Below are 24530 nucleotides of genomic sequence, written 5' to 3'. Positions count from 1 at the left end.
TCTTTTTATCCACAGCCGGGTTTAATGTGACTGATTGGAAAAAGCAATAAAATGACTATTTTACCAGATTTAACTCCATTCTACTTAAAAAAATGCAAAAACTCCTAATAACCCCTGGACACCGTTCACAGACTGATATTCACGTTAAAATGGACATCATTATAGAATAATTACGTATGAGGGAGTAGCGTGTCAAACAATGAAAAAATAGCGGGCTTCATCGGAAAAAAAGCCCTCCGACTGACAAGCCTTTTGATTATAGTTTGTCTTGCAAGTTTCATGCTTATCCAGTATTCGCCTATAGATCCCGTTAGAGCCTATATTGGGGAAATGCCAGTAACTGCAGAGCACAAAGCTAAACTTGAAGCATACTGGGGGGTTAATACTCCTCCGCAGGAAAAATTCCTGAACTGGGCTGGAGATATTCTTAAAGGAGACTTTGGAACTTCACTGATTTATAGAATTCCAGTTATTGACGTCATTAAAGAACGATTTGCAGCTTCCCTCGCCCTGATGGGGATTTCATGGCTGTTTTCAGGAATTCTGGGTTTTGTTTTAGGAATAATAGCTGGTGCAAAGCAAGATACGTGGGTCGATAAGGCGATAAAGATTTATTGTTACGCTCTGGCTGCTGCACCAACATTCTGGCTAGCACTTATCCTTTTGATGGTGTTTTCAGTATATCTGGGCTGGTTCCCAATAGGATTAAGTGTCCCTATAGGAGTTACAGCCGACAATGTGACGTTTTTTGAATGGTTTAAGCGTTTAATTCTCCCTGCACTAACTTTGAGTTTATTAGACATTGCAAAAATTACAATGTTCACTCGAGAAAAATTAATCGAAGTTCTATCCAGTGATTACGTCTTATTTGCAAAGGCAAGAGGTGAAAATGGGCTGGACCTTGTATTGAGGCATGGAATTCGAAATGTTGCACTTCCGGCCATTACCCTGCAGTTTTTAGGATTCAGTGAACTTTTCGGGGGAACAGTCCTGGTTGAACAGGTATTCTCATATCCCGGAATAGGACAGGCTGCAGTAGCAGCAGGACTGAGATCCGATGTACCTCTTCTTTTGGGAATAGTCATCTTCAGCACTTTCTTTGTTTTCTTCGGAAACCTGATTGCTGATATCATCTATGAATTTGTTGACCCAAGGATAAAGCAACAGGAGGCATTAATATGAGCACTGCTGTTGTGACAGTTAACAGGGGACTATTTAGAGGACTAAATCTCAGGCAGAAAACGCTTCTGATAATAGGTTTCACTTCACTTTTATTACTTGTAATTGTGGCTTCCAGCGTTTTTTTAGGCGAGGAACCTCTACAGACCAATTTCGGCTCTAAAAACCTCGCTCCTTCTATGGAACACCCATTCGGGACAGATTGGATGGGAAGAGACATGTTTATAAGAACTCTGGAAGGACTGGGTTTAAGCATATTGGTTGGAGGGCTTGCTTCCATAATCAGCACTCTATTGACCGTAATTTTAGGATTACTTTCAAGTGCAGGAAAAACTGCAGACACCTTTGTGTCCTGGCTGGTAGACCTCTTTCTTTCAATTCCGCACCTGCTTTTAATAGTTCTCATTTCCATAGGAATTGGAGGGGGAGCAACAGGAGTTATCATCGGAGTTGCATTAACGCACTGGCCGAGCTTAACAAGGGTCGTAAGAGCAGAAATCAAGCAGCTGAAAACCCAGGAGTACATTCAGATCTCCAGGAATCTTGGCAGGTCTAAATGGTGGATAGCTACAAAACACATTCTACCTCATCTGGCTCCTCAGATACTGTTAGGCACGATTTTAATGTTTCCACATGCGATTTTACACGAAGCTTCAGTCACATTCCTGGGGTTTGGGCTTTCACCGCATGAACCGGCAATCGGTATAATTCTTTCCGAATCTATGAGGTATCTTTCAGCAGGATACTGGTGGCTTGCATTTTTCCCGGGATTATCGCTGTTAATTGTAGTTCTGGCATTTGATATGATTGGAGAAGGTTTAGGAAAGCTGATGAATCCGAAAAATGCTCATGAATAAATTTCATCTGTTACTGAATTAGAAGTGTGCTGAATTAGAAGTGTGCTGGATTAGAAGTGTACTGAATTAGAAGTGTGCTGAATTAGAAGTGTGCTGGATTAGAAGTGTACTGGATTAGAAGTGTGCTGGATTAGAAGTGTGCCAGATTAGAGGTATGCTGGATCTAAAATGTACTGAATAAAAAATATGTTATATTTACATCTGGAGAGTGTGAATTATGGGAAATAAAGCTGAAATAAACCCTGAAAAAGAGTTAGCCACTGGACTTGAAACAGTCGTTGGAAAAAGAGATAAAACAGTTGCTAGAGGACGGAAAAAAACTGAAGCTCTGTTGAACGTAGAAGATCTTTCATTGTCGTTTACTCAATATTCGTCGGGCCTTAGGCAGACTGAACTGAAAGTAATTTCTAATTTGAGTATCCAGGCTTATAAAGGTGAAATTTTAGCTATCGTAGGGTCAAGCGGGTCAGGTAAAAGTCTTCTGGCTCATGCTATTTTAGGAATTTTACCTTCAAACGCAAAACTTGATGGTAAGATAGAATACGATGGCAACGAACTTACTCAGGAAAGAAAAGAAGAAATGAGAGGCAAAGAAATAGCCCTGATTCCGCAAGCGATAACCTACCTTGATCCTTTAATGAAAGTCTCAAATCAAGTAATAGGATGCATTGAAAAGGAAAACGAAGGCTTAATGAGGAAACTTCAGAGAGAAATTTTTCAGAGATACAATTTAAAACCCGAGGTCGAAAGAATGCTCCCTCATGAGCTATCAGGAGGGATGGCCCGAAGAGTTCTGGTTTCGACTGCTGTAATAAGCTCTTCAAAACTCGTAATTGCGGATGAACCAACCCCGGGGTTAGACGAAAAAACTTTGAACGAGACCCTGAGTTACTTCAAAGACATGGCAGATAAGGGGTGTGCAGTGATACTTATAACTCATGATATTGAAGCTGCATTAAAAATCTCCCATAAAATCGCAGTATTTTATGCAGGTACGGTTCTGGAAGTAGCTAACGTTGAAGACTTTAAAAATAATGGTGAGAACCTGAGACACCCATATACCCGTGCACTCTGGAGTGCCCTTCCCCAGAATAAATTCCAGGCAATCAAAGGCCATCAACCAATGCAGGATGAAGTCATCGACGGGTGTATCTTTTATGAAAGATGTTCAAAAAAGAAAGCTATCTGTTCTCAGGGAACTCCACAATTGAAACAGATCAACGGTGGGGTGGTGAGGTGCAATAATGCGTCTTAAAAGTGAGAACATAAGCTTCGGGTATAAAAGAAATAATTTGATTTTAAAGGATGTTAATATTTCGTTAGGTAGCGGGGAGGTACTGGGCCTCATTGGGGATAGCGGAAGCGGAAAATCTACTCTATGTAAGATCTTAGCAGGCTACGAAAATAAGTATCAGGGGAAAGTAAGTATAGATGGAAAAGATATCCCGTCAAAAGGCTATAACCCGGTCCAGCTTGTCTTTCAACACCCGGAAAAAGCTGTAAACCCTAAATGGAGAATGAAAGATATTCTAAACGAAGGACACCTTGTTTCACAGGATATTAATGAAGCATTTGGAATTAAAAGTAACTGGCTCAACCGATGGCCTAATGAGCTTTCAGGAGGAGAACTGCAGAGGTTTGCCCTTGCAAGAGCTTTAAGCCCTAAAACCAGGTTTTTAATTGCTGATGAAATTACTACAATGGTAGACGCTATTACTCAAGCTCAAATCTGGAATATTGTTTTAAATATCGTCGAAGAACTTAATATTGGAGTACTGGTCGTAAGCCATGACATAAATTTAATTGACAGATTATGTCAAGATACCATTTATCTAAAAGACATAAATAATATTTAATAAAAGAAAAGATAATGGTTTTAAAAAACTGAACTGGTCTTTAACTGAATGCCCAGAGTTTAATCCTGAAGCCTTTGATAACGAAGCGTAAAACCACCTGACTCTGACCTGGAGGTTGTAACGCAAACCTAATTTTTTTTATATAGTATTAACGACCTGTTTCAGTACAGAGCTCTCTCGTCTGATTTTAATTTACTCCAAAGTCTATGCACAGGTTTTACTACAAAACTATATTAATAAAACAAGAAAACAGAAGTTTTTCAGCTTAACTGGGAACTCTCAGTACCCGAAATATGATTCTGTGTCTAAAATTTCAGGCTTCTTGCAAGAAAAGTTTATAAATTCCACAGTAGCTTTTATCCAGAGCTTCTGTACATGTGTAGGAATTATCTTTATATGCAGTGCATTTCGATGTGTATTCACATTTCATATCAAACAAATTTTTTTTCCCAAAAACTATGTTAAAAATTTTCATATGCTAATATATGGGATTGACATATTTAAATTTATTTCATAGTTGAGGTTATGGTGTTTCGCATACAACAATTTTGACTGCGTATTGAAAAATTTTACGAAGATGCCCCGGAATTTATGTTATATGAAGAAGCGTAAAACCCCTGTGTCGGTAGCTCAGGAGGTATAAGCGTCAACTCATTTAATATTGTTTTCAGTATTTTTTAACTTCATATAGACCATTGGAATTTAATTCCTCAGGGAATCATGTCTTTTATATCTGTATAAAATGGACTGAAAGTTGGTAAGTCTCCTTCGAACGATTTTGCAAATATGTTCCAGGTTTCGATCTGAGGTTTCAGTTTTTTTATAATTGCAAGAAAATCATCATCCGGATCTGTTGCAGTCATAAGATAATCCTGTTTCATATCAATTGAAAGGTTACTTAGCCATTTAAGTAGCGCCAGCATAGCTTCAGGTTGTCGTTTATCAAATGCATAATCAGCAATATAAAGCAATTTCAAATGTTCTTTTTCGGCTGTAATCTTCGGTACTTTTGTAATATGACTCAGGACTCCAAAAATAGATCTCATCATCTTCATTACTACCGGTTCTCTGGCATAATATAAATTTCCCAGTTTGGAATTATTCCATAGTCCGGCACAGGCTACGATTTTATTATTCTTGTCTCTGACCACCCAGAAATTCTCCAGCCCATACCAGGGAATGGCTTTCAAACGCTCTTCAAAAGTTTGAGCCGTAAACGGCAGGAAATGTATAAATCCTGAATTATACTCATTAATAAGGCTGACTGCATCACCAATCTCTTTTCTATCAACGGGTTTTATTGAATACTCTGGTGATATATCCGATTTTTTATAAGTTGGAAGTGCTGGCGTTTTAATATATCTCACGCTGGAATATCCCATCTTGCCGAATAAGGATTTGGAAGCATTATTCGACTCGTACACATAGGCATAGGTATAACTTGATCCCATTCCCAGGGCTTTTTCTTCTGCCTTCTTCATAAGCTGTGTGGCAACTCCTGCCTTCCTGAAGGCCGGATGAACCATCACTTCAGTAACGTATGCATATTTCACATTCCTTTCAAAAGCCGGTTTCACAGTCAAACCGATCCAGCCAGCAACTTTTCCTTCTTCTTCTGCCACAAGCATATTCCAGTTATCATACATTTTATAACGGGCAATTATATCCGTCTTATCTACACCCAGAGCACAGTTTTCATCGCCCTGCGGGCACAGTCTTTCTATTTCAAGCAAGTTTTGATTATCATTATCACTGAAAGGTCTAATTGAGATCACAAACATGCCCCCTATCATTGGGTTTTTTCCTTTCAACTATACCTTCCTATCTAATTATCACACACTAAATATATATTACTTGTAGTGCTCAACCGCATACAAATATTAGAACTGAAACATTGAGAAAATTTAGAGAAAATTAATGAAAAGAGAACGGTGAAAAGAGAATGGGGAAAAGAGAATGGGGAAAAAAGAATGGGGAAAAGAGAATGGGGAAAAAAGAATGATGAAAAGAGAACGGTGAAAAGAGAATGGGGAAAAAAGAATGGGGAAAAGAGAATGGGGAAAAGAGAATGGGGAAAAAAGAATGGGGAAAAGAGAATGGGGAAAAGAGAATGGGGAAAAGAGAATGGGGAAAAGAGAATGGGGAAAAGAGAATGGGGAAAAAAGAAATATAGTGAAGGGAGAGTTGAATTACTCTCCCTTTATTATCCTTGTAATGTCGTCTCCGACATCTGAGGTTGTGCTCTTGCCGCCCATGTCGTAGGTTTTTACTTTGCTGTCAAGGATGTTTTTCTGGATTGCATTGACAATGGCGTCTGAGGCTTCCTTTTCTCCGAGCTGTTCTATGAGCATTGCACCTGCCCAGATTGTAGCAATTGGGTTGACTTTGTTCTGTCCCTTGTACTTCGGGGCTGAACCGTGAATCGGCTCGAACATGCTTGTGCCTTTCGGATTGATATTTCCGCCGGGAGCAAGGCCGAGGCCGCCCTGGATCATGGCTCCGAGATCAGTAATAATGTCTCCGAACATGTTCGGGGTTACAACCACATCAAACCATTCGGGGTTTTTCACAAACCACATAGTGATGGCATCAACGAAGTTAAAGTCTGTAGTAACGCCGGGATGTTTTGCAGAAATTGCATTGAACTCTTCTCTCCAGAAGCCGTAGATATCGGAAAGCACATTTGCCTTGTCAACGGACGAAACATGTTTTTTCCGGTTTTCGGCAAGGTCAAAGGCGTACTCGATAACCCTGTCTGTGCCTTCTTTGGAGATCAAGCCTATCTGGTATCCTATTTCTTCGCTGTCAGTCTCGATATCAAGACCGAATTTTGCGGAGTAGAGCGTTCTTTTTACTTCAAGAAGGTCTTTACTCACTCCTTTTTTTGCCCTGCCGCCGACACCTACGTAGAAGTCCTCGGTGTTTTCCCTGACAACCACAAAGTCGATGTCTTTTGAGGTTTTGTCTTTGAGCGGGGTCCACACTCCGTCAAGAAGTTTTATCGGGCGAAGGTTAACATACTCGTCAAAATAAAAGCGCGCAGTTAATAAGATTCCCTTCTCAAGGACGCCAGGGGCAATCCTTGGGTCTCCGATGGAACCAAGGTAAACGACAGGGTATCCGGACAACTCCTTTAATGTATCTTCCGAAATCAGTTCTCCCGTCTCAAGATAATGATCTGCTCCCTGCGGGTATTCAATCCACTCTACATCAAAACCGAATTTTTCGCCAGCGGCATCTATTACCTTTCTGCCTTCGGCGATAATTTCTGGGCCTATCCCGTCGCCCGGGAGGACCGGAATCTTATACTGCGTCATATTTATACTCCTTTGGAATTTACAGGCAAAACTGCCTTTTTTATTGAGAGATCTCAAACGCGGACAGGACTGTCTCAGGACAGATTTCCTGTTTTTTAGCGTTCAGAGACCAGTTTCCTGGCATATTCTATAAGTCCTCCCTCATCCACGATTTCACGCACGAAATCAGGGAGAGGGGTTGCCTGGTATGTCTCATCTTTTGTCTTGTTTTCAATAGTTCCTGTAGCAAGGTCTACTTCAAGCTCGTCTCCATCATCAATCCTGTCAGTGTCAGGGCATTCCAGGACAGGAACTCCGATATTTATTGCGTTCCTGAAAAAGATCCTTGCAAAAGATTTTGCAATTACACAGGCTACCTTTGCTCCTTTCAGGGCAAGGGGCGCATGCTCACGCGATGAGCCGCAACCAAAATTGTTTCCCGCGACCACTATATCATTTTCGTGAACGTTTTTTGCAAATTCGGGGCGCACACCTTCAAACGTGTACTTTGCAAGCTCTTCAGGGGTATTGTAAATCAGGTACCTTCCGGGAATCACTGCATCAGTATCCACGTCGTCTCCGAACTTCCAGGCTCTTCCTTTCATAACATCACCGGTCTTTGTTGCAATTAAATGCTATTACATTAAAATTTTTACAGCCTGAGTTTAGCTGCATTCACAGGGTTGAAGTATCACAGGTAATATTTATATTATTTTCTAACAGGGACCAAAAATTAGTTAACAATTCTTACTCTTACTCCTGAGTTTCTCCAGAATATCTACAAAATGAGTTCCTTTTATAGTTGAAAGGTATTTTCTTTGCTTTTATCCTTTGTATGAGGTTCAAAAGCACTTGGTTCTCCCCCTCCGTGCCAGCTTAGCCTCGGACGGATGCGCACAAGATGGACTGACTCGGAATGGTCGTCCACTATCAGGGCAGCCCCTCTTTCACTTCCCATCTTCTTAATATATGCCTGGAGATTTTCCTGCATATAAAGGGGCCTCGAAGTTTCCAGAGCAAGAATATCATCACTTGCCGTAAGGCGGTGGCAGATAAGAAGGTCACTCTGGGAAACAACATCGGGATGAAGGCTTGCAGGCCTCTGGGTTGCCAGGACCAAGGAAAGGCCAGGCTGCCGACCCTGTCTGAGACAGCGGTTAATAAGTACTTTTGAGGCAAGGCCTTCAGTCTTTGCAGGTATGAAAATATGAGCCTCGTCTATAAAGAGCCAGACCATGGGAAATACTTCTTCATCGAACTTTTCCCCCATAAGTTTTTTTTCGTAGGTTCGTCTTGCCTCAAGTCTTGCTTCATAAAGCCTGCCTGCAATAATTGATACTGCTGCAGCGCAGACGTTTTCGTTTTCAAGCGTACTCACATCAAGGATAGTTGTTCTACCTCCAGATACGAGATCTGACAGTTTTGTCCCTTCTTTTGAGAAAAGGCCCCAGGAATTTACTGCTCTAAAGTAATTCTCTGCAGCTCCTTTCGAAACCTTGTCAGAGCGAGGGTCTCCGGCAATTTCACTGAGAATTTCCTCAAAAGAATACGCCTCTCCCTTTTCCCTGAGGGATTCGATTGCCCTTACCAGCAGAATTCCAGGAGGAGAAACCTCTTCGATACTAAAAATCCTGCACCACTGGCTTCCTGAAAGTTCGCTTATCGGGATGGAAAATGGCTTTACATCAATATTCCGCTTTCTGTAAGCCTCAATCTTGCCCACAGGCACGAAAATCTCGATATCGAGCCCGGCTGGAGTGAGATCCCAATTTTTAAGCTTCCGCGCTTCAAACGCATTTGGATACTTCATCGTCCAGAAAATCCCCATAGTATCAATAACAACGGATGCAAGCTTTTTCCTGATAGCCGGCTCAAGAAAGGCAAGTTCTTCAAGCAAACAGCCCATAGTATAGGATTTTCCGTATCCTCTTTTCCCGCAAATCAAAATAGCATGAGGCTTCAGGGCATCAAGATAAACGGCTGCTCCCCGTGAATGGTCAAGTGCCATGTAATTTCCAATCGATAAAAGGCCCTTCCCGGGATTCTCTTCACTTCCAAGTACACGCAGCGCCCCAGTATTTTTTCCCCGAAAAACAGGCTTGGACTCTCTACTTTCGATTTTTTGCATTAGATATTATCGAACTGAAAACTATTTAAAATAATTTAGTTATAAGAAATTAAAATAAAAATCCACACTTTGATCTTTTCGAATTCTCTTTTTTTCGATATGAGGATGATATCTGGAAAGTATCAGGCTCACGTAGATATGAAAGTATCAGGCTCGCATAGATATGTGACGTCGTCATTAAAGCATATATTCACAGGATAGGAAGGCAAAGTTCGATGAATATACTGGTAATTCTTGGACACCCAAATAAAGGTAGTTTTAATCATGCGATTGCAAATACCGTTATAGAAACCCTTTCAAATAATGGGCATGAAGTTTTTTTTCACGATCTTTATGAGGAAAAATTTGATCCGATTCTCTCAGGTCAGGAAATTCCCAAAGGCGCCTCGTTAGAAAGAATAATTAAAGAACACTGTAATGAAATCAGCAATGCTGACGGGATCGTTATAGTTCATCCTAACTGGTGGGGGCAGCCACCAGCGATTTTAAAAGGATGGGTAGATAGAGTAATACGTGCTGGAGTAGCATATGAATTTAAAGAAGGAGATAATGGCGAAGGAATACCAATAGGACTATTGAAAGCAGAAACTGCTTTAGTATTCAACACATCAAACACGCCGAGAGAACGGGAATTGCAAGTATTTGGGGACCCACTTGAGATATTATGGAAAAACTGCGTTTTCGATTTCTGCGGAGTAAAAAACTTTCATAGAAAAATGTTTGGGGTTATAGTTACCAGTAAGCTTGAAGAACGACTGGATTGGTTAAAAGAAGTGAGAGAAACAGTAGATATGTATTTCCCGATCAGTCCTGATAAAACTTGTTTGAAATCTCAAAAAATTAAAGGTTAAAAAGGCAGTCAACTTTGAAAAATCTAATTTTTAGAGCTTGAAAACTTAATTATCAAGATACTCTAAAAGTTCATTTTCTTGAAGTTTATTACCTGCTCAAGATATTATTTTATCCAGCTGGCCTGTCTGAGCTGCTACTTTGATTTCCCGGGCTATTCTTCTTCCGGTTGAGAGGTTTTCTTCCATCAGGTCGGCATAAGGAGAACCTGAAATGTAAAGGTTTGTCCCTGCAACAATTCTGGCCGAGATCTCAAAGACTTTAATCTCAAGCGTATCCGTAAAGACGGTCTCAAGGCAGAAAGAACCTATCATCCCACCAAAGAGGCCAAGAGATTCTTCAACTACCCTTTCTCCAAGAGAGAAGATAAGGGGTAAGAGTGATTCTCTTGCTACCAGGGGAACGTTTCCTGTGACCACATATGTCGGGCGGATTCCTGCTTCTACGAGTTCTCTGGGTGAACCGAGCCTGAAGATCTCATCCGCATTGGATTCTACCCTGCGGTCCATGCTCAGAAGTTCAAGGCTGCCCTGGCTTAAAGTGTATCCTTCGTTTCGGATAGGGGAGTAGAAGTAATGAAGGTAATAACGGGTTCCGGTAATAAATTCCTGAATCGTGTACTTCTGGGTATGGTCTATGAGTTCATTGAATTCTTCGTAAGTTTTTGCGACGAAGAAACCTTTTCCTCCTTTTGCCCCGTCGTACTTGACCATTACAGGGCCATTGATATCGTGGGGATCATCGATTTTCCCGGGCATATGAATGCCTGCCCCAAGAAGCCACTCACGCTCTTTATCTCTATCCGATTCCCATTCGAGCACAGCCCGGTTTCCAAAAGTGGGTACGGCCATCTCTGCAAAATTTTCCGTGCCAAGGTAAGCAACTACTGAGCCGTGAGGGATAATGATGGTGTTTTTCTTTCGAAGTTCCTCAGCCTTGTTCATTATATCGGCATAGCTATCGACGACAAGGTACTCATCGGGTTTTGCTTTGGGAAAAGCCTCATAAAATTTAGGGGGCTTGCCGACGCAGATTCCCAGAGTTCTGAAGCCTTCTTTCCGAGCTCCGTCAAAAATTTGAAGGCTTGAGTGGGAGCAAATTGTTGCAATAGTAATGTTTTCTAAATCGTAATTTTTCAGAAATTCAAGAACCTGCTGTTTTGTGATCATGATTGGTACCAGCGGAAAATTTAGATTAGTATATACAATGTTCTATTTAAGGTTAAGGTCTGGATTCTATATCTAGATGTGGTAGTGAACGAATATTCTGTCTTAAAAATAAAACTTTATATTGATTCGCGCAAACTAAGATTATACTCTGAGTTAAAAATAGACAGGTTTTTAATCCAGGAAGTTATTATGGACGGGCTTAAAGATCAAGATGAGTTATCGGAAGTCGGCGACCCCCTGCCGGGGCCTGGGCAAATGGAGCAGGGCGGCAAGGTACTTGTTCTTCCGGTAAATGGAGAATCCAGAAAGATCACTCAGATTCTTTCCAATGAAACATCAATAAAGATTCTTGAGTTGCTCGGGAAAAAAAGCATGTCTGCAACCAGTATTGCAGAGGAGCTGGAACTTCCCCTTACTACTGTTAAGTATAATCTTGACTCCCTTATAGAATCCGATCTTATAAAAATCAAACAAATAAAGTGGAGCAAGAAAGGACGGCAGGTAAAAATCTACGAGTCAGCCGAAAAACTTATTGTCCTCGTTCCTTCAAAAAGTTCTATAGACAAACTCTCTCTCGTAAGCCTGCTGCAAAAGTACCTCGGAGTAATAGTAGCTGTCTTTTTTGCATCTGCGGGTATAGAGTATTTTTCAGCTTACATGAAGGCAAAAAGGGTTATTGATGCAACTGCTCCTTTGAGAATGAAGACTATGGAAACATTTGACAATTCTTCTCCAGAGCAAATGGTCCTGGGAATAAACGAGAGCAATAACGTAAGCCCAAAAATAGCTCTCGACCAGCAGGTGCCTGAGGGAGTTTCGAATGCAAGCTCTGGAGTTCCTGAATCCGGAGCAGGAAATCTGTCCTATGGAGTGGAAACTGACCCGACTCAGGGAGTTGCTGAAGTCCCAATGTCCACACCGGATGGTTTAAACTCTGTACAGGGGTGTTCTTCTATCCCGCCTGAAGGGTTAGCTCATGCAAGCGGGATTCACGGGCTTTATGACATGCTTTCTCTTCACCCCGGGTTCTGGTTCCTGTTAGGGTGTCTTTTTATAGTAGTCTTACTGATTGTAAGAGAAGTCTATTATAAGAATAAAGCCAAGTAGAGATTCTTATGAGAGTCGCTTTAAAACTTGCATACATAGGCACCGAGTTTCACGGCTCCCAGATCCAGCCCAATGTCGAGACTGTGGAGGGAGAACTCTTCAAGGCTCTTCGGAATCTCGGGATTATAGAAAGCCCCAAGTCTGCGAATTATATCTGCGCTGGCAGAACCGATGCCGGGGTTCATGCCCTTGGACAGGTTTTCGCTTTTGACACGGATAAAATGAACCTGGCAATTCCAAGAGTAATAAATTCCGAACTTCCCTCGGGAATCTGGGTCTGGGCTCACGCGGAAGTGCCCCTAAGCTTTGATGCCAGAAGAGATGCGATTTCCAGACACTACCGCTATGTAATGAGCGGAAGAGAGTATGATATCTCCAAAATCAGGGAAGCTTCTAAATTTCTGCTTGGGACGCACGATTTTGAAAACTTTTCGCGAACCAATGGAGAAAAAAGTACGGTTCGAACCATAGAAAGGATCGATGCCCGAATAGATGGAGAGCTTATAAAAATCGATGTTGTTGGAAATAGTTTCCTCTGGAATATGGTCCGGAAAATCGTAACCGCCCTTTCCATGATAGGCAACGGGGTGCGTGATACCGATTGGCTGCTCCAGATGCTGAATCCGGATATTTATGAAGAAGGTATCGAGCCTGCTCCTGCATATGGATTGACCCTTCTGAAAGTTAATTATAACGAGAAAATAGAATGGATTGAAGACAGTTATTCTATCAGGAGAGCAAGCGAGCAGAACCAGAAACGTATCCTCAGACACAGGGTTATGGCAGAAGTGCTGGAAGAACTGATCTCCCATGAGTAAAAAGTGCCTTTACAGGGATTCTTAATGTTTCGAATTTCATTTTGATTTTACTTTTTTTCGAGTATACTTGCTTAGTATTTATCGTAAGTAAAACGATATAAATACCCTTCTTTAATTAAATTCAATAAGCATATCCCTCTAAATTAATTTTCCGCAATTATTAGCTGTTGGTTCCCTTTTTTTATTTTCGCTGGTTGGTGTTTGAATCTCAACTAAGTTGAAATCATTAGCGGGGAATTGACTTTAACCTAAGCTGAATAATTGTTAAAATCAATAAACATCGATAGAGTAAGATGAAAATTAATAATGAACAAGCCCTATCTTTTCACCGCTTGGGAAATATATAGATCCGTTTACCTTCAGCTTTCTTAAAGCATTATCAAAAGTAAAATCAAACAGCTTTGTATAACTCTTAACAGTACTTAATAAAAGAGGCACTCCTGCGTCGTCCAGTTCTGTTATTTCTTTAAGCAGGATTTCTGCTTCAGGAGACAATCTATACAGATAGTCTGTTGATATTTTATTAAGTTCACTTGTGTTATGTCTTGACCCGTCCATTACATATGACCAGAGTCCTGTACTTGATTTCAAATCATTAAGTGTTACCCAGGATTTAAAATTAAGTCTGGCAAAGGAAGTAGCTAATTTCGGAATAACCGATCCTATGTCCTGATAATATGGCATATCTTCCCTTGAAGATATTTCCTCCAGAATGAAATACATTGCATTTTCCATTCTTTTTTCTATTTTTTCAGGAACATATGGCTGAAATAGAAGAGAATTAATCATGTATGCCCTTGCTACAGGCAGGTATTCTTCAAAACTCTGTTTATATTCTCCGTGTGTTTTAAATGCCATGTTCAAAGGAATTGGAAGGTGAATAGGCACGTCGGTCACATTAAAATAGGATAAATTAACTTCACGGCTGTTAAGAGGATAAATTTCCTCGCTGTTTTCAAGAAACTTATAAAAGTTCTTGGAGGAAGGCTGCCGAAATTCTTGAGGAACAATTCCTAATATCCGCTTAAACGCAGCCCATTTCTGCCTGTCCCGATGAGTGTCCAGGGCTACGGTATTTACTCCGCCTTTCTCAAGGTCTGTTATTTGAGGGGCTGAGATTGCACACATACCCAAACAATATCGAAAATCCTCAATGTTGTAAAAATTGGGGTTTTTCACAGGAGTTGATAAAAACTCCAAAAACTCTTCAGTACTTGCTAAGTCTTTACCCCGAATTTTATTTGGATTTATGTATTTCCAGCCAATTGTATATTTAACTAAAACTGGATCAAGTTCCTGCCCTTTAAGTTCATAAAATGTTTCAGTTTCCGTCACAGCAACTTCTATTAATCTGTCCTTTGGTGGAAATTCCCCGCTTTTTACTGCGTAAATCTGGCTTTTAGGGTCATTATAATAAGGTGAAGGATCAAGATAGAAGATTCCTTTTTCCTTGTCTTTGTACCTGACATAACCCGTATTTTCCATTCTAAAAATAAGATTATATTCGCTTGCCGCAAATTCATAACCACGGCTTCGGTCTTTTAACGGGGGCAATGCCATAGGATCACTCTTTTCAGGTCAATTACTTCCTCGTAATATTTATACAACTTGCAGGTAGAAAAGATTACCAGTTTTTGTAATTCTTTCCAGTTTTGCAACTTGTTATAGTTTTTTGCAATTTTGCCCCATTAATAAACAAAGGTGCTGCTTGCAATAATATTTCGCGTCATGGATAATGTGTTTTCCAACAAAAACGAGATCAATAAAACTATCGCGAAAAACAGGTTACAGATTACCTACTGAATGCAGATTTGATTCTTCATTCCCGTTTACTATTCTCATTCTTCATTCCAGTTTGACATTCTCATTCTTCATTCCAGTTTACTATTCTCATTTTTCATTCCCGTTTGCCATTCTCATTCTTCAATTCTTTCTGAAAAACAGTTATTGTCCGGGTAAGGCTTCGATGTACTCTCTGGGAGTAAATCTTAAGAACCTTAAGCCCTGCCTTTTCTCCGTATTCCGCTGCAGCTTTATCCGAAACTACAACTGCGATGCCTCCAGGCTTAAGGACACGCTCAATCTCACTAAGAGCGCAGGAATAAAGTTCTTCCAGGGACCCGCCGAGAATTGCTGCCGATCTACCGTAGGGTGGGTCAGTGACGACTGCATTTATTGTTTCTTCCTTTAACGGAACCCTGCAGGCATCTCCTTCCATCAGGGCATAATCCAGTTTAAAGGCTTCAAGGTTCATATGGGCACCCGTAACAAGTTTTTCCTGGGCATCAATTCCTATAACCCTTGCTCCCATAAGCCCGGCTTCAACAAGAATTCCTGCCGTGCCGCAAAATAGGTCCAGAAAGAGTTCTCCTGGCTTTATTCCAGAGAGATTTGCAAGGGCGCGTGCAACTCTCGGCATAAGGACACCGGGATGGAAAAAAGGTTTATTCTGGGGAGTTCTGGCTTCATATGCACTTCTGTCGATAGAGGACAGGAGAATTCCTAATACAGCTTTTTCACTCAGGATCACTCTGAATTCCACGTCAGGGGTTTTCAGGTTTGCCCTGAAGCCTTTCCTGTAAATACATCCTCCGACTTTCTGTTCCAGAAACTCGCCCGGAAAATCCACATGATGTTTGATTCGCTTTGCTCTGACCACAAAACTTTGCCCTTCCTTTATGTAGCCTGATAAATCAAAGGCTTCTGCAAGGTTCAGGATTGCATCCGGCGTATTTTCGGTAATCCCAACGACCTTCAGGATATGGTGGGTCATTGCCAGTCTGTCAGTTATCGGGCCTCGAAGGATTTTTTCCACATCCTCTTGTTTGCCAGTTATTTCCACTACCAGGCACTGGTCAATAATAGTATGGGCCCGAAAATCAAGTCCTTCAATTTTGAGACAGGCAAATACTTCGGCAACGGGCAGTTCTTCATGTTCTCCAGAAAGTTCAAAAGCGTATAACATTGGTGATCGGGAATAGGTTGATGATTATAAATTGGAAATAACATCCGCACCATTACAGTGTGGAAGTAAATACAAAACTCCGTGCGTGAAACGTGAAAGTAGTTATTAAAAGTAACTGATGATTTGTATCCTCTTCACGGACACCAAAATTCCTGTAACTGTTACGTTTCCGCGCAGGCTAGAAAACTACCTGCCAAGAAACCGTGATCAAGAACCGGATGGAAACCAGAAAAGAACAGTCTCAAAGAAACTTGGAATCTGGAAATTTGAGAAAAATCAAAATTATATAAATTAAGACTAATATATAGCCACTAAAAATGTATTATCACTAAAAATGTATTACCACTAAAAATGGTTACCACTAAAAATGTTTACCACTAAAAATGTTTACCACTAAAAATGTATTACCACTAAAAATGTTTACCACTAAAAATGTCTTAAAATAAGGAAAAAAAGACATATAAAGGGTTAAGATCTTAGTTCTTCTTGCTGAAAATTCTTCGATCTTTTTACGTTTAAGAATTTCAGGATCTCTGGGGGTGAAAGAATTACTTATTTAATATCTGAAGATGCGGGATCTGATGAACTTGAGCCTATAGCGGTCGCAGTACACTCTCTTGTTGGGCTTCCAACTACTATCCGGAGCCTCAATCGAAAGGGACTTCGCCTGGAGAAAGGTCAAATCCTTGATAGAAAATATACGGGCCCTGTACTCGAAGAGGTGCTCAGGACCGGCGAAACCATACGTGGAGTGCCCAAGGAAGGCACGTATCTTGGCAGGAACGTGGTTGTTTCTCCAATTTTCTCAGAGGACGGGAAGGTTATTGCAGCAATAGGAATTGTGGATTTACTTTCTGTCCTTGAGATGCAGGAAATAATCAGGACAGTTGTAAATAACAGTCCTGCAGTGGTATTTCTCTGGAAAAATGAAGAAAAATGGCCTTCTGAGTTTGTCTCTGAAAATGTGGTCCAGTTTGGGTACACAGTGGAGGACTTTATTTCAGGCAGGGTCCTGTATGGAGATATTATCCACCCTGATGACCTGAAGAGAGTGGAGGATTCGCTTAAAGAGCGTATCCGGAGAGGTGAAGTTGACTTCAATATAGAGTACAGAATCTTTACAAAAGTTGGCGATCTCCACTGGGTAAATGAAAGGGCATTTATTCAGCGAAGTCCTGACGGAAAAGTGACTCACTTTCAAGGGCTTGTGCTGGACGTAACTGAGAGAAAAGAGAGCGAAGAAGCTCTCCGAAAGTCTTTGGAGACTCAGAAACTCTTGAGAACTATAATAAATAACAGCCAGGCAGTAGCTTTTTTGTGGGAAAACAAAGAAAACCTGCCAACAGTGTACGTTTCAGAAAACATAACTAAGTTCGGATATAGAGTAGAAGATTTTACTTCAGGAAAAATCCCTTACAATAGCATTATTCACAAAGATGATATAGGCCCAGTTATTGAAACCCTCAAACGCAACATTGCAGAGAAACAGGATTACTTCGACGTTGAATATAGAATTTTTACGGGGGATGGAAAAATGCTCTGGGTAGAAGAGAAAACTTTTATCCAGAGAGATGAGGAAGGAAAAGTAACTCATTTCCAGGGCCTTGTAGTTGATATTACAGAAAGGAAAGAAGCCCATAAAATGCTTGAGATCCAGCGAGAACTCGGAAAGGAACTGAGTACTACCTGGAACCTCCAGACAATACTCAACCTGGTTCTTGATTCCTGCCTTCAAATAAACGGACTTGATGTAGGGGTTATATACCTCAAGGACGAACTCCTGGACCAGCTAAACCTGGTTTCATATAGGGGAATTTCCCTCGAGTTTAGAGAAACAGTTTCCAGATATAAGGCAGATTCTCTGGAGGCAAGGCAAATTTTGATTGGAAAGCCCATATACTCACTGGAGTTCTACTCCGATACAATGGTTGACGCAGTAAAGAGGGAAGGAATAAAATCTGTTGCCATAATTCCTCTTAACTATAGAGGAGAGATTGTGGGCAGCCTGAACTTCGCCTCCCATACCCTTGATAAGATTCCCTGGAGTATCCGAAACTTCATTGAGAGCATTGCTCTCCAGGTGGTAAACTATATCGCTCCAGTCTGTATTCAAGCAGAACTTTCATAAGTCTCGAAATTTTAGGAGACCTCATAAAGGGCCTGCTAGAAAGTATAAATAGTCGTAGATAAAAGTAGAAAATATGGAAAATACTTGCTGCTATCGGCTTGCTGCAACCTGTGAAAAGTGAGACTTACGTGGTTGAAATGAAAACTCAATAGAATTACATATTCAACTGCCCAAAATGTGCCTTTACTGTTAATGTCTAATGTGCTTGTTTATATATGCAATCTGAGGGCAGCAAAAACGAAGGGAAAGAATCTAATTCACAATCGCAGCCCTACTGCAGTGCTCCAGCCTCACTTCATATTCAATATGAGGTGCCACAAGTTTTAGAAAATTGCGACTCATTGTGAGGGTGATAGAATAGATGAACACAGATACAAAATGTTTATTTTGATAAACATTATTCGATATGCCATTGGTGCTTATTTTTTGTTTGTAGGAATGGCATTGATCTTTCAAGGTGAGATTCTCCCTGGTATATTCTCTATTCTGATAAGTAGTATGTCAATTCCTGCAATTGCGGATCCTATTGAAAGTAAATTGAAAGTATCACACCCTACTTATTTCAGATTCATAGTTATGCTTTTTCTGTTGATTGCAATCGGTGCTACAGCATCTCATGTAAAGCCATGTTTTCCCATATAAAGCCATGTTTTCCCATATAAAGCCATTTTTTCTTACGTAAAGCCATATTTTCCCATGTAAAATATGGCACCTGCATTATCACAGGGAATATTCACGATTATCCAGGGCAAAGAAAAAAATCTGGGGCAAAGAATAAAATTGCTGTAGAAACCGAGAGACTGCTGTACTCACCGCAGAAGTAAAAAATAGTGGACAAAACAGTAGAGGATAGATAAAGAAGGCTGAAAAAAGGATCTATTCGTAGATTCAGGATTTGTAGATACAGGATTCATAGATATAGGATTCGTAGATTCAGGATTCGTAGATTCAGGATTCGTAGATTCAGGATTTGTAGATACAGGATTCGTAGATTCAGGATTCGTAGATTCAGGATTCGTAGATTCAGGATTCGTAGATACAGAATTCGCAAAATTTAGGCATTGAACAAAAGTTGAATTAAAATCAGTTAGGTGGTTCACAAGGTTTATTCTATGTCAATGAAGTTTATTACTGGATCAGTTTTGAAGCTGTCCGGTATTTCCCTCCATTTCACAGCTACTCCCCTATGAACCAATTTATACTATGTACTCAATATTATAAAATCCTGTTGATAAAACTCTAGTTTATTTGACCAGTTATTATTTGACCAATTATTATTTGACCAATTATTATGTGTGGCATTAGGTTCCTTTGTTCATTGATCTGGATTCCGTCCATATATTCTTCCATATTTCCTTTACTTTCGGTCTTTTCCCGTACATGAGTAGATAAGTCCTGAAAATCCGGCTGGAAAGCAGGATCACAACATAAACCGAAATCAACAGGATGAAGATGCTGGCAAGGATCTGGTAAAGAGGCACAGATGTAGTTCCCATCCTGGCAAGCATGGCTACAGGCGCACTAATGGGAAAGAGAGAAAGAAAGACTGAAAATAAGCTGTTCGGGCTTGTAACGATCATTTGCACGAATATGAGGGGAAATGCAGCTACAAACGTAAAAATTCCTGCAATTTGCTGGCTCTCCTGAAGGGAACTGGTGATAGCCCCGATTCCTGCCATCACACTGGCAAAAAATAGGAAACCAAATATGAAATAAATGACAGCAAGGAAGAGAGTAACAGGCTCGATTTTTACAGTAAGGGCATACCCGCTACTGAGCGATATTACCGCAAGCCAGATTACAACCTGCAGAAGGCCGACTGCGCCAAGGCCAAAGATCTTGCCTGTAAGGATTTCAAAAGGAGTTGCCGAGGACAACAAAATTTCTATAATCCTATTTTCTTTTTCTTCGGCAACTCCGCGAAGCAGAAAGCCGGATGATGAAAAAATGCTGAAGAAGAGGAAAAAAGCTGTAAGAAAAGGAAGACCAAAGCTGGCAAAGATATCATTAATACCCTGCTCAGAAGACTCTCCGGTCTCTCCCACATTATAAAACTTGATGTTAACCGGATCCTGGACCCTGTTGAGAGTTAGCTCGTCCACTTTGTCCTTAAGGAGGGAAGTAATAACGATATTCGAGAGTCCGGAGGACAGCCCCATATTTTGCATAGATGATTCTTTTTCAAGGCTATACAGTTCTATTGTTCCGGTTTTAAGAAAGTCTTCAGGAATAACGAGGTAGGAAGAAATCTTTCCTGCCTGTAAGGCTTGACTTGCATCGGAAATGTCCCTGTACATTACAAATTCTACAACTGAGGTTTTTGTCTCTGAGGGCTCTAGAGAAAAGCCTTCGCTCTGTATTGATTCTGGAAATTCGAAAGAGCCAGTCATATCAATATAACCTACTCTCTGGTCTTCAGTTGGGCTCATACCTGAAATCATTGCAGGAACAACACTGATTCCTGCAAACAGGACGGGAAAGAAGAGGGTCATAAAAAGAAATTCTTTACGCTTTATTGTTTTCAGGAACTCATGCCTTGCAACAATAAAGGTTTTTTTGGAAAAACTATTCATTGGAAGCACTCTCCAGAGTTTGAATAAAGATCTCATTAAGAGAAGGAAGCTTTTTTTCAAAACGTATGAGGTTTGCTTTCTGGACAAGCTCCTCAAGAAGGATCTGGACGCTTATTTCTTCTTCAGGGAAAATTTCAACCGATTTTCCATGTTCTATTACTTTCTTTATGCCAGAAATTTCCCGAATTGCGTTCAAATCTCCTTTTTCTGCAAATTCTACAATCAGAGAGTTTTTTCCATGCTCTCTCCGGATATCATCTACAGAACCGTAAAGTACTCTCCTGCCTTTATTAAGCATAAGGATCCTGTCACAAAGTGCCTGGGCCTGTTCCATCATATGTGTGGAGAGGATTATTGTTTTTCCTGCTGCCCTGAGTCCCAGGATTCTGTCCATAACTGTCTTCGTATTTACAGGGTCAAGCCCGGAAAAGGGTTCATCAAGGATTAAGAGTTCAGGTTCATGGATAATTGCGGAAAGGAACTGGATTTTCTGCTGCATTCCCTTGGAAAGTTCTTCAACTTTTTTGTTTTTATGTTGATCTAATTCCAGGGATTTGAGAAGGGATTCGGCTTTTAAATGTGCCTGTTTTTCTGGTACGCCTTTAAGCTGTGCAAGATAAACCAGCATATCAAGAAGTCTCGTTTTCTTATACAACCCCCGTTCTTCGGGAAGGTACCCGATTCTGTTTTTTGCATCCGGGCTCAGAAAATCTCCAAAAACGCGTATTTCCCCGGAGTCCGGCCTGAGAATATCAAGAAGAAGCCTTATAAGCGTGGTTTTTCCCGCCCCGTTTGGCCCGAGAAGCCCGAAGATCTCGCCCTGATTCACTGAAAACGATATATCCTCGAGAATAGTCTTTTCTGAAAAAGACTTTGATACGCTTTCAAATTCTATAGTATGCATTAAAATTAAATACATTCCAATACAGATAACTTCTTCGATATATTATAGAAATTTTAAAGGAATTAAAAGCTGATTTGACTTTTAAAAGTAATTTTTCAGTATTAAAAGGGTTAATGGGAGTTCAATCGGATAAATAAGGAAAATTCAGGGGATAGTATGATACCAAAAGTAATTATTCACAACAGTATAAGTCTCGACGGCTCTACTACGGGCTTCGAAGCAAATATTGGAGTTCACTACAAAATCCTGAGCAGTTATCTGCCCGATGCCATGATAGTAGGCTCGAACACTGCGAAAACCGGAACCCAGTTCTTCTGCGAAAAAATTCCACCTGAAGAGGAAGCGGATTTCAAGAAACCTGAAATTCATCCTGACGACCCCAGGGCATACTGGCTGATTGCGGACTCAAAGGGAATCCTTGAAGGGTTAATGCATGTGTTCAGGCGTTCCGAGTTCAGCAAAGACGCAATCGTTCTGGTCTCGCAAAAGACTCCTGAAGCTTACATCAATTACCTCAAAGAAAGAAATTATGATTTCATCCGGACAGGCTCAGACCGTGTAAACATAAGACAGGCACTTGAAATTGCAAATGAAAGATATGGTTTTGAACTTGTAGTTTCAGATAGCGGGGGAGTTCTGAACAGTATATTACTCGAACATGGACTTGTCGACGAAATCAGCCTTATTCTCACTCCCGAAATTGTAGGGAAGAATGGAACAAATCTTTTCAGGACACTGGGAAAAAGCGGTATTCGGCTTGAACTTTTAAGAAATGAAATCGTGGAAAAGCAATGTGTACATCTGGTATATCGGGTTTTGAAAGAATAAAAAAGTTAAAAACATATTTTTTAATACAAACTTTTCTCTTTTAATAGCTTATCTCTTTTAATACAAAATTTTTTTATTAATATGAAATCCGATCTTTTGATACAAAATTTTCTCTTTTAATACAAACTATTCTCTTTTAATACAAACTTTTCTCTTTTAATAGCTTTTCTCTTTTAATAGCTTTTTTCTCTCTGATCAATGTCATTCTAAGGCAATGGTCACTTAAAGAGCATAAACATTTTTAATATATATAGGTAGATCCTGACTTCCGCTTTTTTAAGCGCATAAATTCAATTTTTCCATAATTTCTTTTTGCTTTCTTGTGAGTTCTGTAACTATTACCTCTCCATTTTGCAGTTCTACTTTTCTGATCTTCTCAAGCTCTAAAAGTAAACTCTCTACTGTATAATCCTCAATAATTTTTGTTTCCTTCATCATACTCAGTAGCTTCATTCTAATAATTAGTCCGATAAAGCAGACAAAAATGAATCCCTTTGTTGTTGAATCTTTGTTTGTGTTTAGTGGAAGCGACTGAATATCATTTTTCATTACTTTGAATCCTTTCTCAACAATATCTCTTTCTCTGTAGTAAGTGAGACATTCTACCCAATCACGTTCTCCATAATAAAAAAGGAAAAACTTTCCCATTCTGTTTATTCTCTGCGATACTGCATTTTTCTTGATATTGATTTTGAAATGGTCATCTATCTTTTTCCACGAATAGAAACTTGCCATTTCCCTTGCTCTCTCTTTGAACACCTCTGCCGCATTTCTCCATCCTGGTATTGCTGTTTCTTCCAGTTTTTCCTTCATATCATAAAGACGGGAGTAAAATGTGCTTTTTTCTTCCATTTCTCTCTTTGGATCATAGAAACAGTATCCATTGATCTTGAATTCCTTTTCCTCAAGAGTCACTGGCTTTACAAATATTGGTTTTTTGTGAAACTTATGAAGATATTCCGGACTTTCGATGTCTTTTTGTACTGAACTCATAAGCTCTTTGACACTTTTAAGTGCCATTGTAGCTGGCATAATAAAAGGAATCTTTTCCCTTACTAATTCCTCAATGTTTCCCTTGCTGAAAAAGCCTCTATCCATTACCAGTGTATAGTTTTCCATTCCATGAGCTTCTATCTTTTTTAGAGTATTTTTAAGAGTTGTAACGTCTACAATACTTCCAGGATAGATGTCATACATCACCGGAATTCCTTTTTCCTTATCCACAATCATGGAGAGATTTATTTGAGGAAGATCGCAATTGTCTCTATTGTATCCGTATTCAAGAAGATTAATTAGTTGTGAGTAGCTCGATAAACTGGTAAGATCGTACATTAATGTGCGTTTTGTCCCAAGATTTCTAAACATTTTACCCATAAACATGGATGGAATGTCGCTATTACCTACTTTTGCAAGTAGATTACTGATGTTTTGACTTTTCAAGGGTAACTCAGGCCACTGGAGAGAAAGAACAGAATTCTCATACCAGGTTTTAAGGTTATACATAGCTGTAGGACGAATTACACGATTAAGTGCCATTGAAAGTATCATGTTCCTGTCTTTTTCATTGAACAGATCACCAAGATACTCTTCAATTTTGAGTTCTTCTACTATTTTCTGTAATGGAAGGAACTCACCATAGTTATAAGCATTTACAGGTTTGCTGGAAACGAAAGAAGTCTCATCTTGCACGATTTCATCGGAAGAGTTTAATGCGTCACGAACTCTAACAGGTTTACCGTTTATGTTTCTGCCAACATATTTGGATTTATGGCGAATTTGTTTCTTTTCCTTATCGTAATAAGGAATATCTTCGTACCAGTACTCAATTCCATTTATTTTCTTGATGCGGAGGATAGACTTCATGCGCTTATAT

Annotated in this window: 22 protein-coding genes; 12 read left to right on the top strand and 10 right to left on the bottom strand. The window is 40.1% G+C overall.

The features are described 5' to 3' along the window. The first annotated feature begins 189 nt into the window (after nucleotides 1–189). The 4 genes from MSVAZ_RS01325 to MSVAZ_RS01310 all read left to right on the top strand — a co-directional run bounded on the left by MSVAZ_RS01325 (nucleotide 190) and on the right by MSVAZ_RS01310 (nucleotide 3892). A complete protein-coding gene (locus MSVAZ_RS01325; protein ID WP_048117094.1) occupies nucleotides 190–1182 on the top strand; it encodes an ABC transporter permease in 993 nt (330 codons plus the stop codon). After that, a complete protein-coding gene (locus tag MSVAZ_RS01320; RefSeq protein ID WP_048117092.1) occupies nucleotides 1179–2036 on the top strand; it encodes an ABC transporter permease in 858 nt (285 codons plus the stop codon). The genes MSVAZ_RS01325 and MSVAZ_RS01320 overlap by 4 nt, the downstream gene beginning before the upstream one ends. Nucleotides 2037–2253: 217 nt before the next feature. Then, nucleotides 2254–3291 carry an ABC transporter ATP-binding protein gene (locus tag MSVAZ_RS01315; protein ID WP_232316175.1) on the top strand — a complete coding sequence of 346 codons (1038 nt, stop codon included), beginning with the start codon at nucleotides 2254–2256 and terminating at the stop codon, nucleotides 3289–3291. Continuing rightward, on the top strand, nucleotides 3281–3892 hold the full coding sequence (locus MSVAZ_RS01310; RefSeq protein ID WP_048117090.1) for an ABC transporter ATP-binding protein: 612 nt from the start codon (nucleotides 3281–3283) through the stop codon (nucleotides 3890–3892). Before MSVAZ_RS01315 ends, MSVAZ_RS01310 begins: the two co-directional genes overlap by 11 nt. A 710-nt stretch (nucleotides 3893–4602) precedes the next feature. Here MSVAZ_RS01310 and MSVAZ_RS01305 read toward each other — a convergent pair. Then, nucleotides 4603–5703, bottom strand: a complete 1101-nt coding sequence (locus MSVAZ_RS01305; protein WP_048117087.1) for a GNAT family N-acetyltransferase — start codon at nucleotides 5701–5703, stop codon at nucleotides 4603–4605. 120 nt (nucleotides 5704–5823) lie between these two features. Here MSVAZ_RS01305 and MSVAZ_RS19910 point away from each other — a divergent pair, with 120 nt between their 5' ends. Further along, entirely contained in the window at nucleotides 5824–6126 is a 303-nt protein-coding gene (locus tag MSVAZ_RS19910) for a hypothetical protein (protein ID WP_157205988.1), read from the top strand. Here MSVAZ_RS19910 and MSVAZ_RS01300 read toward each other — a convergent pair. From MSVAZ_RS01300 to MSVAZ_RS01290, 3 genes are all read right to left on the bottom strand, one after another. After that, complete coding sequence (locus MSVAZ_RS01300; RefSeq protein WP_048117085.1) at nucleotides 6082–7209, bottom strand: isocitrate/isopropylmalate dehydrogenase family protein; 1128 nt, start codon at nucleotides 7207–7209, stop codon at nucleotides 6082–6084. The two genes, MSVAZ_RS19910 and MSVAZ_RS01300, sit on opposite strands and share 45 nt — an antisense overlap. Before the next feature lie 95 nt (nucleotides 7210–7304). Further along, nucleotides 7305–7793: a 3-isopropylmalate dehydratase small subunit gene (locus MSVAZ_RS01295; RefSeq protein WP_048117079.1), complete on the bottom strand. Its 489-nt coding sequence runs from the start codon at nucleotides 7791–7793 to the stop codon at nucleotides 7305–7307. A 191-nt stretch (nucleotides 7794–7984) separates the two neighbouring features. Further along, the gene (locus tag MSVAZ_RS01290; protein ID WP_048117076.1) at nucleotides 7985–9316 is read right to left on the bottom strand and encodes an ATP-binding protein; all 1332 of its coding nucleotides are present in this window, start codon (nucleotides 9314–9316) and stop codon (nucleotides 7985–7987) included. A 215-nt stretch (nucleotides 9317–9531) separates the two neighbouring features. On the opposite strand from MSVAZ_RS01290, the gene MSVAZ_RS01285 reads away from it, so the two are divergent. Next, complete coding sequence (locus tag MSVAZ_RS01285) at nucleotides 9532–10167, top strand: NAD(P)H-dependent oxidoreductase (RefSeq protein WP_048117068.1); 636 nt, start codon at nucleotides 9532–9534, stop codon at nucleotides 10165–10167. A 96-nt stretch (nucleotides 10168–10263) separates the two neighbouring features. Here the strand turns inward: MSVAZ_RS01285 and MSVAZ_RS01280 are convergent, their stop codons facing one another. Further along, nucleotides 10264–11334 (bottom strand): formate--phosphoribosylaminoimidazolecarboxamide ligase, encoded by a 1071-nt coding sequence (locus MSVAZ_RS01280; protein ID WP_048117067.1) that lies wholly within the window; start codon nucleotides 11332–11334, stop codon nucleotides 10264–10266. Nucleotides 11335–11523: 189 nt separating this feature from the next. On the opposite strand from MSVAZ_RS01280, the gene MSVAZ_RS01275 reads away from it, so the two are divergent. Both MSVAZ_RS01275 and truA read left to right on the top strand, forming a co-directional pair. Beyond that, nucleotides 11524–12441 (top strand): ArsR/SmtB family transcription factor, encoded by a 918-nt coding sequence (locus MSVAZ_RS01275; RefSeq protein ID WP_048117065.1) that lies wholly within the window; start codon nucleotides 11524–11526, stop codon nucleotides 12439–12441. Nucleotides 12442–12449: 8 nt separating this feature from the next. Continuing rightward, complete coding sequence (gene truA, locus MSVAZ_RS01270) at nucleotides 12450–13259, top strand: tRNA pseudouridine(38-40) synthase TruA (protein ID WP_048117062.1); 810 nt, start codon at nucleotides 12450–12452, stop codon at nucleotides 13257–13259. A gap of 300 nt (nucleotides 13260–13559) precedes the next feature. Here truA and MSVAZ_RS01265 read toward each other — a convergent pair whose 3' ends face one another. Together MSVAZ_RS01265 and MSVAZ_RS01260 are read right to left on the bottom strand one after the other, a co-directional pair. Next, complete coding sequence (locus MSVAZ_RS01265; protein WP_048117060.1) at nucleotides 13560–14819, bottom strand: hypothetical protein; 1260 nt, start codon at nucleotides 14817–14819, stop codon at nucleotides 13560–13562. Nucleotides 14820–15156: 337 nt separating this feature from the next. Further along, a complete protein-coding gene (locus tag MSVAZ_RS01260) occupies nucleotides 15157–16224 on the bottom strand; it encodes a TRM11 family SAM-dependent methyltransferase (RefSeq protein ID WP_048117058.1) in 1068 nt (355 codons plus the stop codon). Between the two features lie 118 nt (nucleotides 16225–16342). Between MSVAZ_RS01260 and MSVAZ_RS19905 the strand changes: the two genes are divergently transcribed. From MSVAZ_RS19905 to MSVAZ_RS21720, 3 genes are all read left to right on the top strand, one after another. Then, a complete protein-coding gene (locus tag MSVAZ_RS19905; RefSeq protein ID WP_157205987.1) occupies nucleotides 16343–16519 on the top strand; it encodes a hypothetical protein in 177 nt (58 codons plus the stop codon). A 252-nt stretch (nucleotides 16520–16771) separates the two neighbouring features. Then, nucleotides 16772–18352 (top strand): PAS domain-containing protein, encoded by a 1581-nt coding sequence (locus MSVAZ_RS01255; protein ID WP_048117055.1) that lies wholly within the window; start codon nucleotides 16772–16774, stop codon nucleotides 18350–18352. 912 nt (nucleotides 18353–19264) lie between these two features. Further along, on the top strand, nucleotides 19265–19417 hold the full coding sequence (locus MSVAZ_RS21720; protein WP_198146831.1) for a hypothetical protein: 153 nt from the start codon (nucleotides 19265–19267) through the stop codon (nucleotides 19415–19417). 236 nt (nucleotides 19418–19653) lie between these two features. On the opposite strand, the gene MSVAZ_RS01245 is transcribed toward MSVAZ_RS21720, so the two are convergent. Together MSVAZ_RS01245 and MSVAZ_RS01240 are read right to left on the bottom strand one after the other, a co-directional pair. Beyond that, on the bottom strand, nucleotides 19654–20925 hold the full coding sequence (locus tag MSVAZ_RS01245; protein ID WP_232316174.1) for an ABC transporter permease: 1272 nt from the start codon (nucleotides 20923–20925) through the stop codon (nucleotides 19654–19656). Then, the gene (locus MSVAZ_RS01240) at nucleotides 20918–21829 is read right to left on the bottom strand and encodes an ABC transporter ATP-binding protein (protein ID WP_048117050.1); all 912 of its coding nucleotides are present in this window, start codon (nucleotides 21827–21829) and stop codon (nucleotides 20918–20920) included. Before MSVAZ_RS01240 ends, MSVAZ_RS01245 begins: the two co-directional genes overlap by 8 nt. A gap of 156 nt (nucleotides 21830–21985) precedes the next feature. Here MSVAZ_RS01240 and MSVAZ_RS01235 point away from each other — a divergent pair, with 156 nt between their 5' ends. Further along, a complete protein-coding gene (locus tag MSVAZ_RS01235) occupies nucleotides 21986–22657 on the top strand; it encodes a dihydrofolate reductase family protein (protein WP_048117037.1) in 672 nt (223 codons plus the stop codon). 276 nt (nucleotides 22658–22933) lie between these two features. Here the strand turns inward: MSVAZ_RS01235 and MSVAZ_RS01230 are convergent, their stop codons facing one another. Further along, nucleotides 22934–24520: an IS1634 family transposase gene (locus MSVAZ_RS01230; protein ID WP_048117034.1), complete on the bottom strand. Its 1587-nt coding sequence runs from the start codon at nucleotides 24518–24520 to the stop codon at nucleotides 22934–22936. Nucleotides 24521–24530: the final 10 nt, after the last annotated feature.

Origin of the sequence: Methanosarcina vacuolata Z-761 (genome assembly GCF_000969905.1) — an archaeon.
GTDB lineage: Archaea > Halobacteriota > Methanosarcinia > Methanosarcinales > Methanosarcinaceae > Methanosarcina > Methanosarcina vacuolata.
Note: the sequence above shows the minus strand (reverse complement) of the source record. Positions and strands in the feature narration are given on the sequence as shown.

Bases quoted from the DNA above. Each gene is read 5' to 3' on its own strand.
- MSVAZ_RS01320 (WP_048117092.1), top strand. From the start codon at position 1,179: ATGAGCACTGCTGTTGTGACAGTTAACAGGGGACTATTTAGAGGACTA.
- MSVAZ_RS01315 (WP_232316175.1), top strand. From the start codon at position 2,254: ATGGGAAATAAAGCTGAAATAAACCCTGAAAAAGAGTTAGCCACTGGA.
- MSVAZ_RS01310 (WP_048117090.1), top strand. From the start codon at position 3,281: ATGCGTCTTAAAAGTGAGAACATAAGCTTCGGGTATAAAAGAAATAAT.
- MSVAZ_RS01300 (WP_048117085.1), bottom strand. From the start codon at position 7,209: ATGACGCAGTATAAGATTCCGGTCCTCCCGGGCGACGGGATAGGCCCA.
- MSVAZ_RS01295 (WP_048117079.1), bottom strand. From the start codon at position 7,793: ATGAAAGGAAGAGCCTGGAAGTTCGGAGACGACGTGGATACTGATGCA.
- MSVAZ_RS01290 (WP_048117076.1), bottom strand. From the start codon at position 9,316: ATGCAAAAAATCGAAAGTAGAGAGTCCAAGCCTGTTTTTCGGGGAAAA.
- MSVAZ_RS01285 (WP_048117068.1), top strand. From the start codon at position 9,532: ATGAATATACTGGTAATTCTTGGACACCCAAATAAAGGTAGTTTTAAT.
- MSVAZ_RS01280 (WP_048117067.1), bottom strand. From the start codon at position 11,334: ATGATCACAAAACAGCAGGTTCTTGAATTTCTGAAAAATTACGATTTA.
- MSVAZ_RS01275 (WP_048117065.1), top strand. From the start codon at position 11,524: ATGGACGGGCTTAAAGATCAAGATGAGTTATCGGAAGTCGGCGACCCC.
- truA (WP_048117062.1), top strand. From the start codon at position 12,450: ATGAGAGTCGCTTTAAAACTTGCATACATAGGCACCGAGTTTCACGGC.
- MSVAZ_RS01265 (WP_048117060.1), bottom strand. From the start codon at position 14,819: ATGGCATTGCCCCCGTTAAAAGACCGAAGCCGTGGTTATGAATTTGCG.
- MSVAZ_RS01260 (WP_048117058.1), bottom strand. From the start codon at position 16,224: ATGTTATACGCTTTTGAACTTTCTGGAGAACATGAAGAACTGCCCGTT.
- MSVAZ_RS19905 (WP_157205987.1), top strand. From the start codon at position 16,343: ATGATTTGTATCCTCTTCACGGACACCAAAATTCCTGTAACTGTTACG.
- MSVAZ_RS01245 (WP_232316174.1), bottom strand. From the start codon at position 20,925: ATGAATAGTTTTTCCAAAAAAACCTTTATTGTTGCAAGGCATGAGTTC.
- MSVAZ_RS01240 (WP_048117050.1), bottom strand. From the start codon at position 21,829: ATGCATACTATAGAATTTGAAAGCGTATCAAAGTCTTTTTCAGAAAAG.
- MSVAZ_RS01235 (WP_048117037.1), top strand. From the start codon at position 21,986: ATGATACCAAAAGTAATTATTCACAACAGTATAAGTCTCGACGGCTCT.
- MSVAZ_RS01230 (WP_048117034.1), bottom strand. From the start codon at position 24,520: ATGAAGTCTATCCTCCGCATCAAGAAAATAAATGGAATTGAGTACTGG.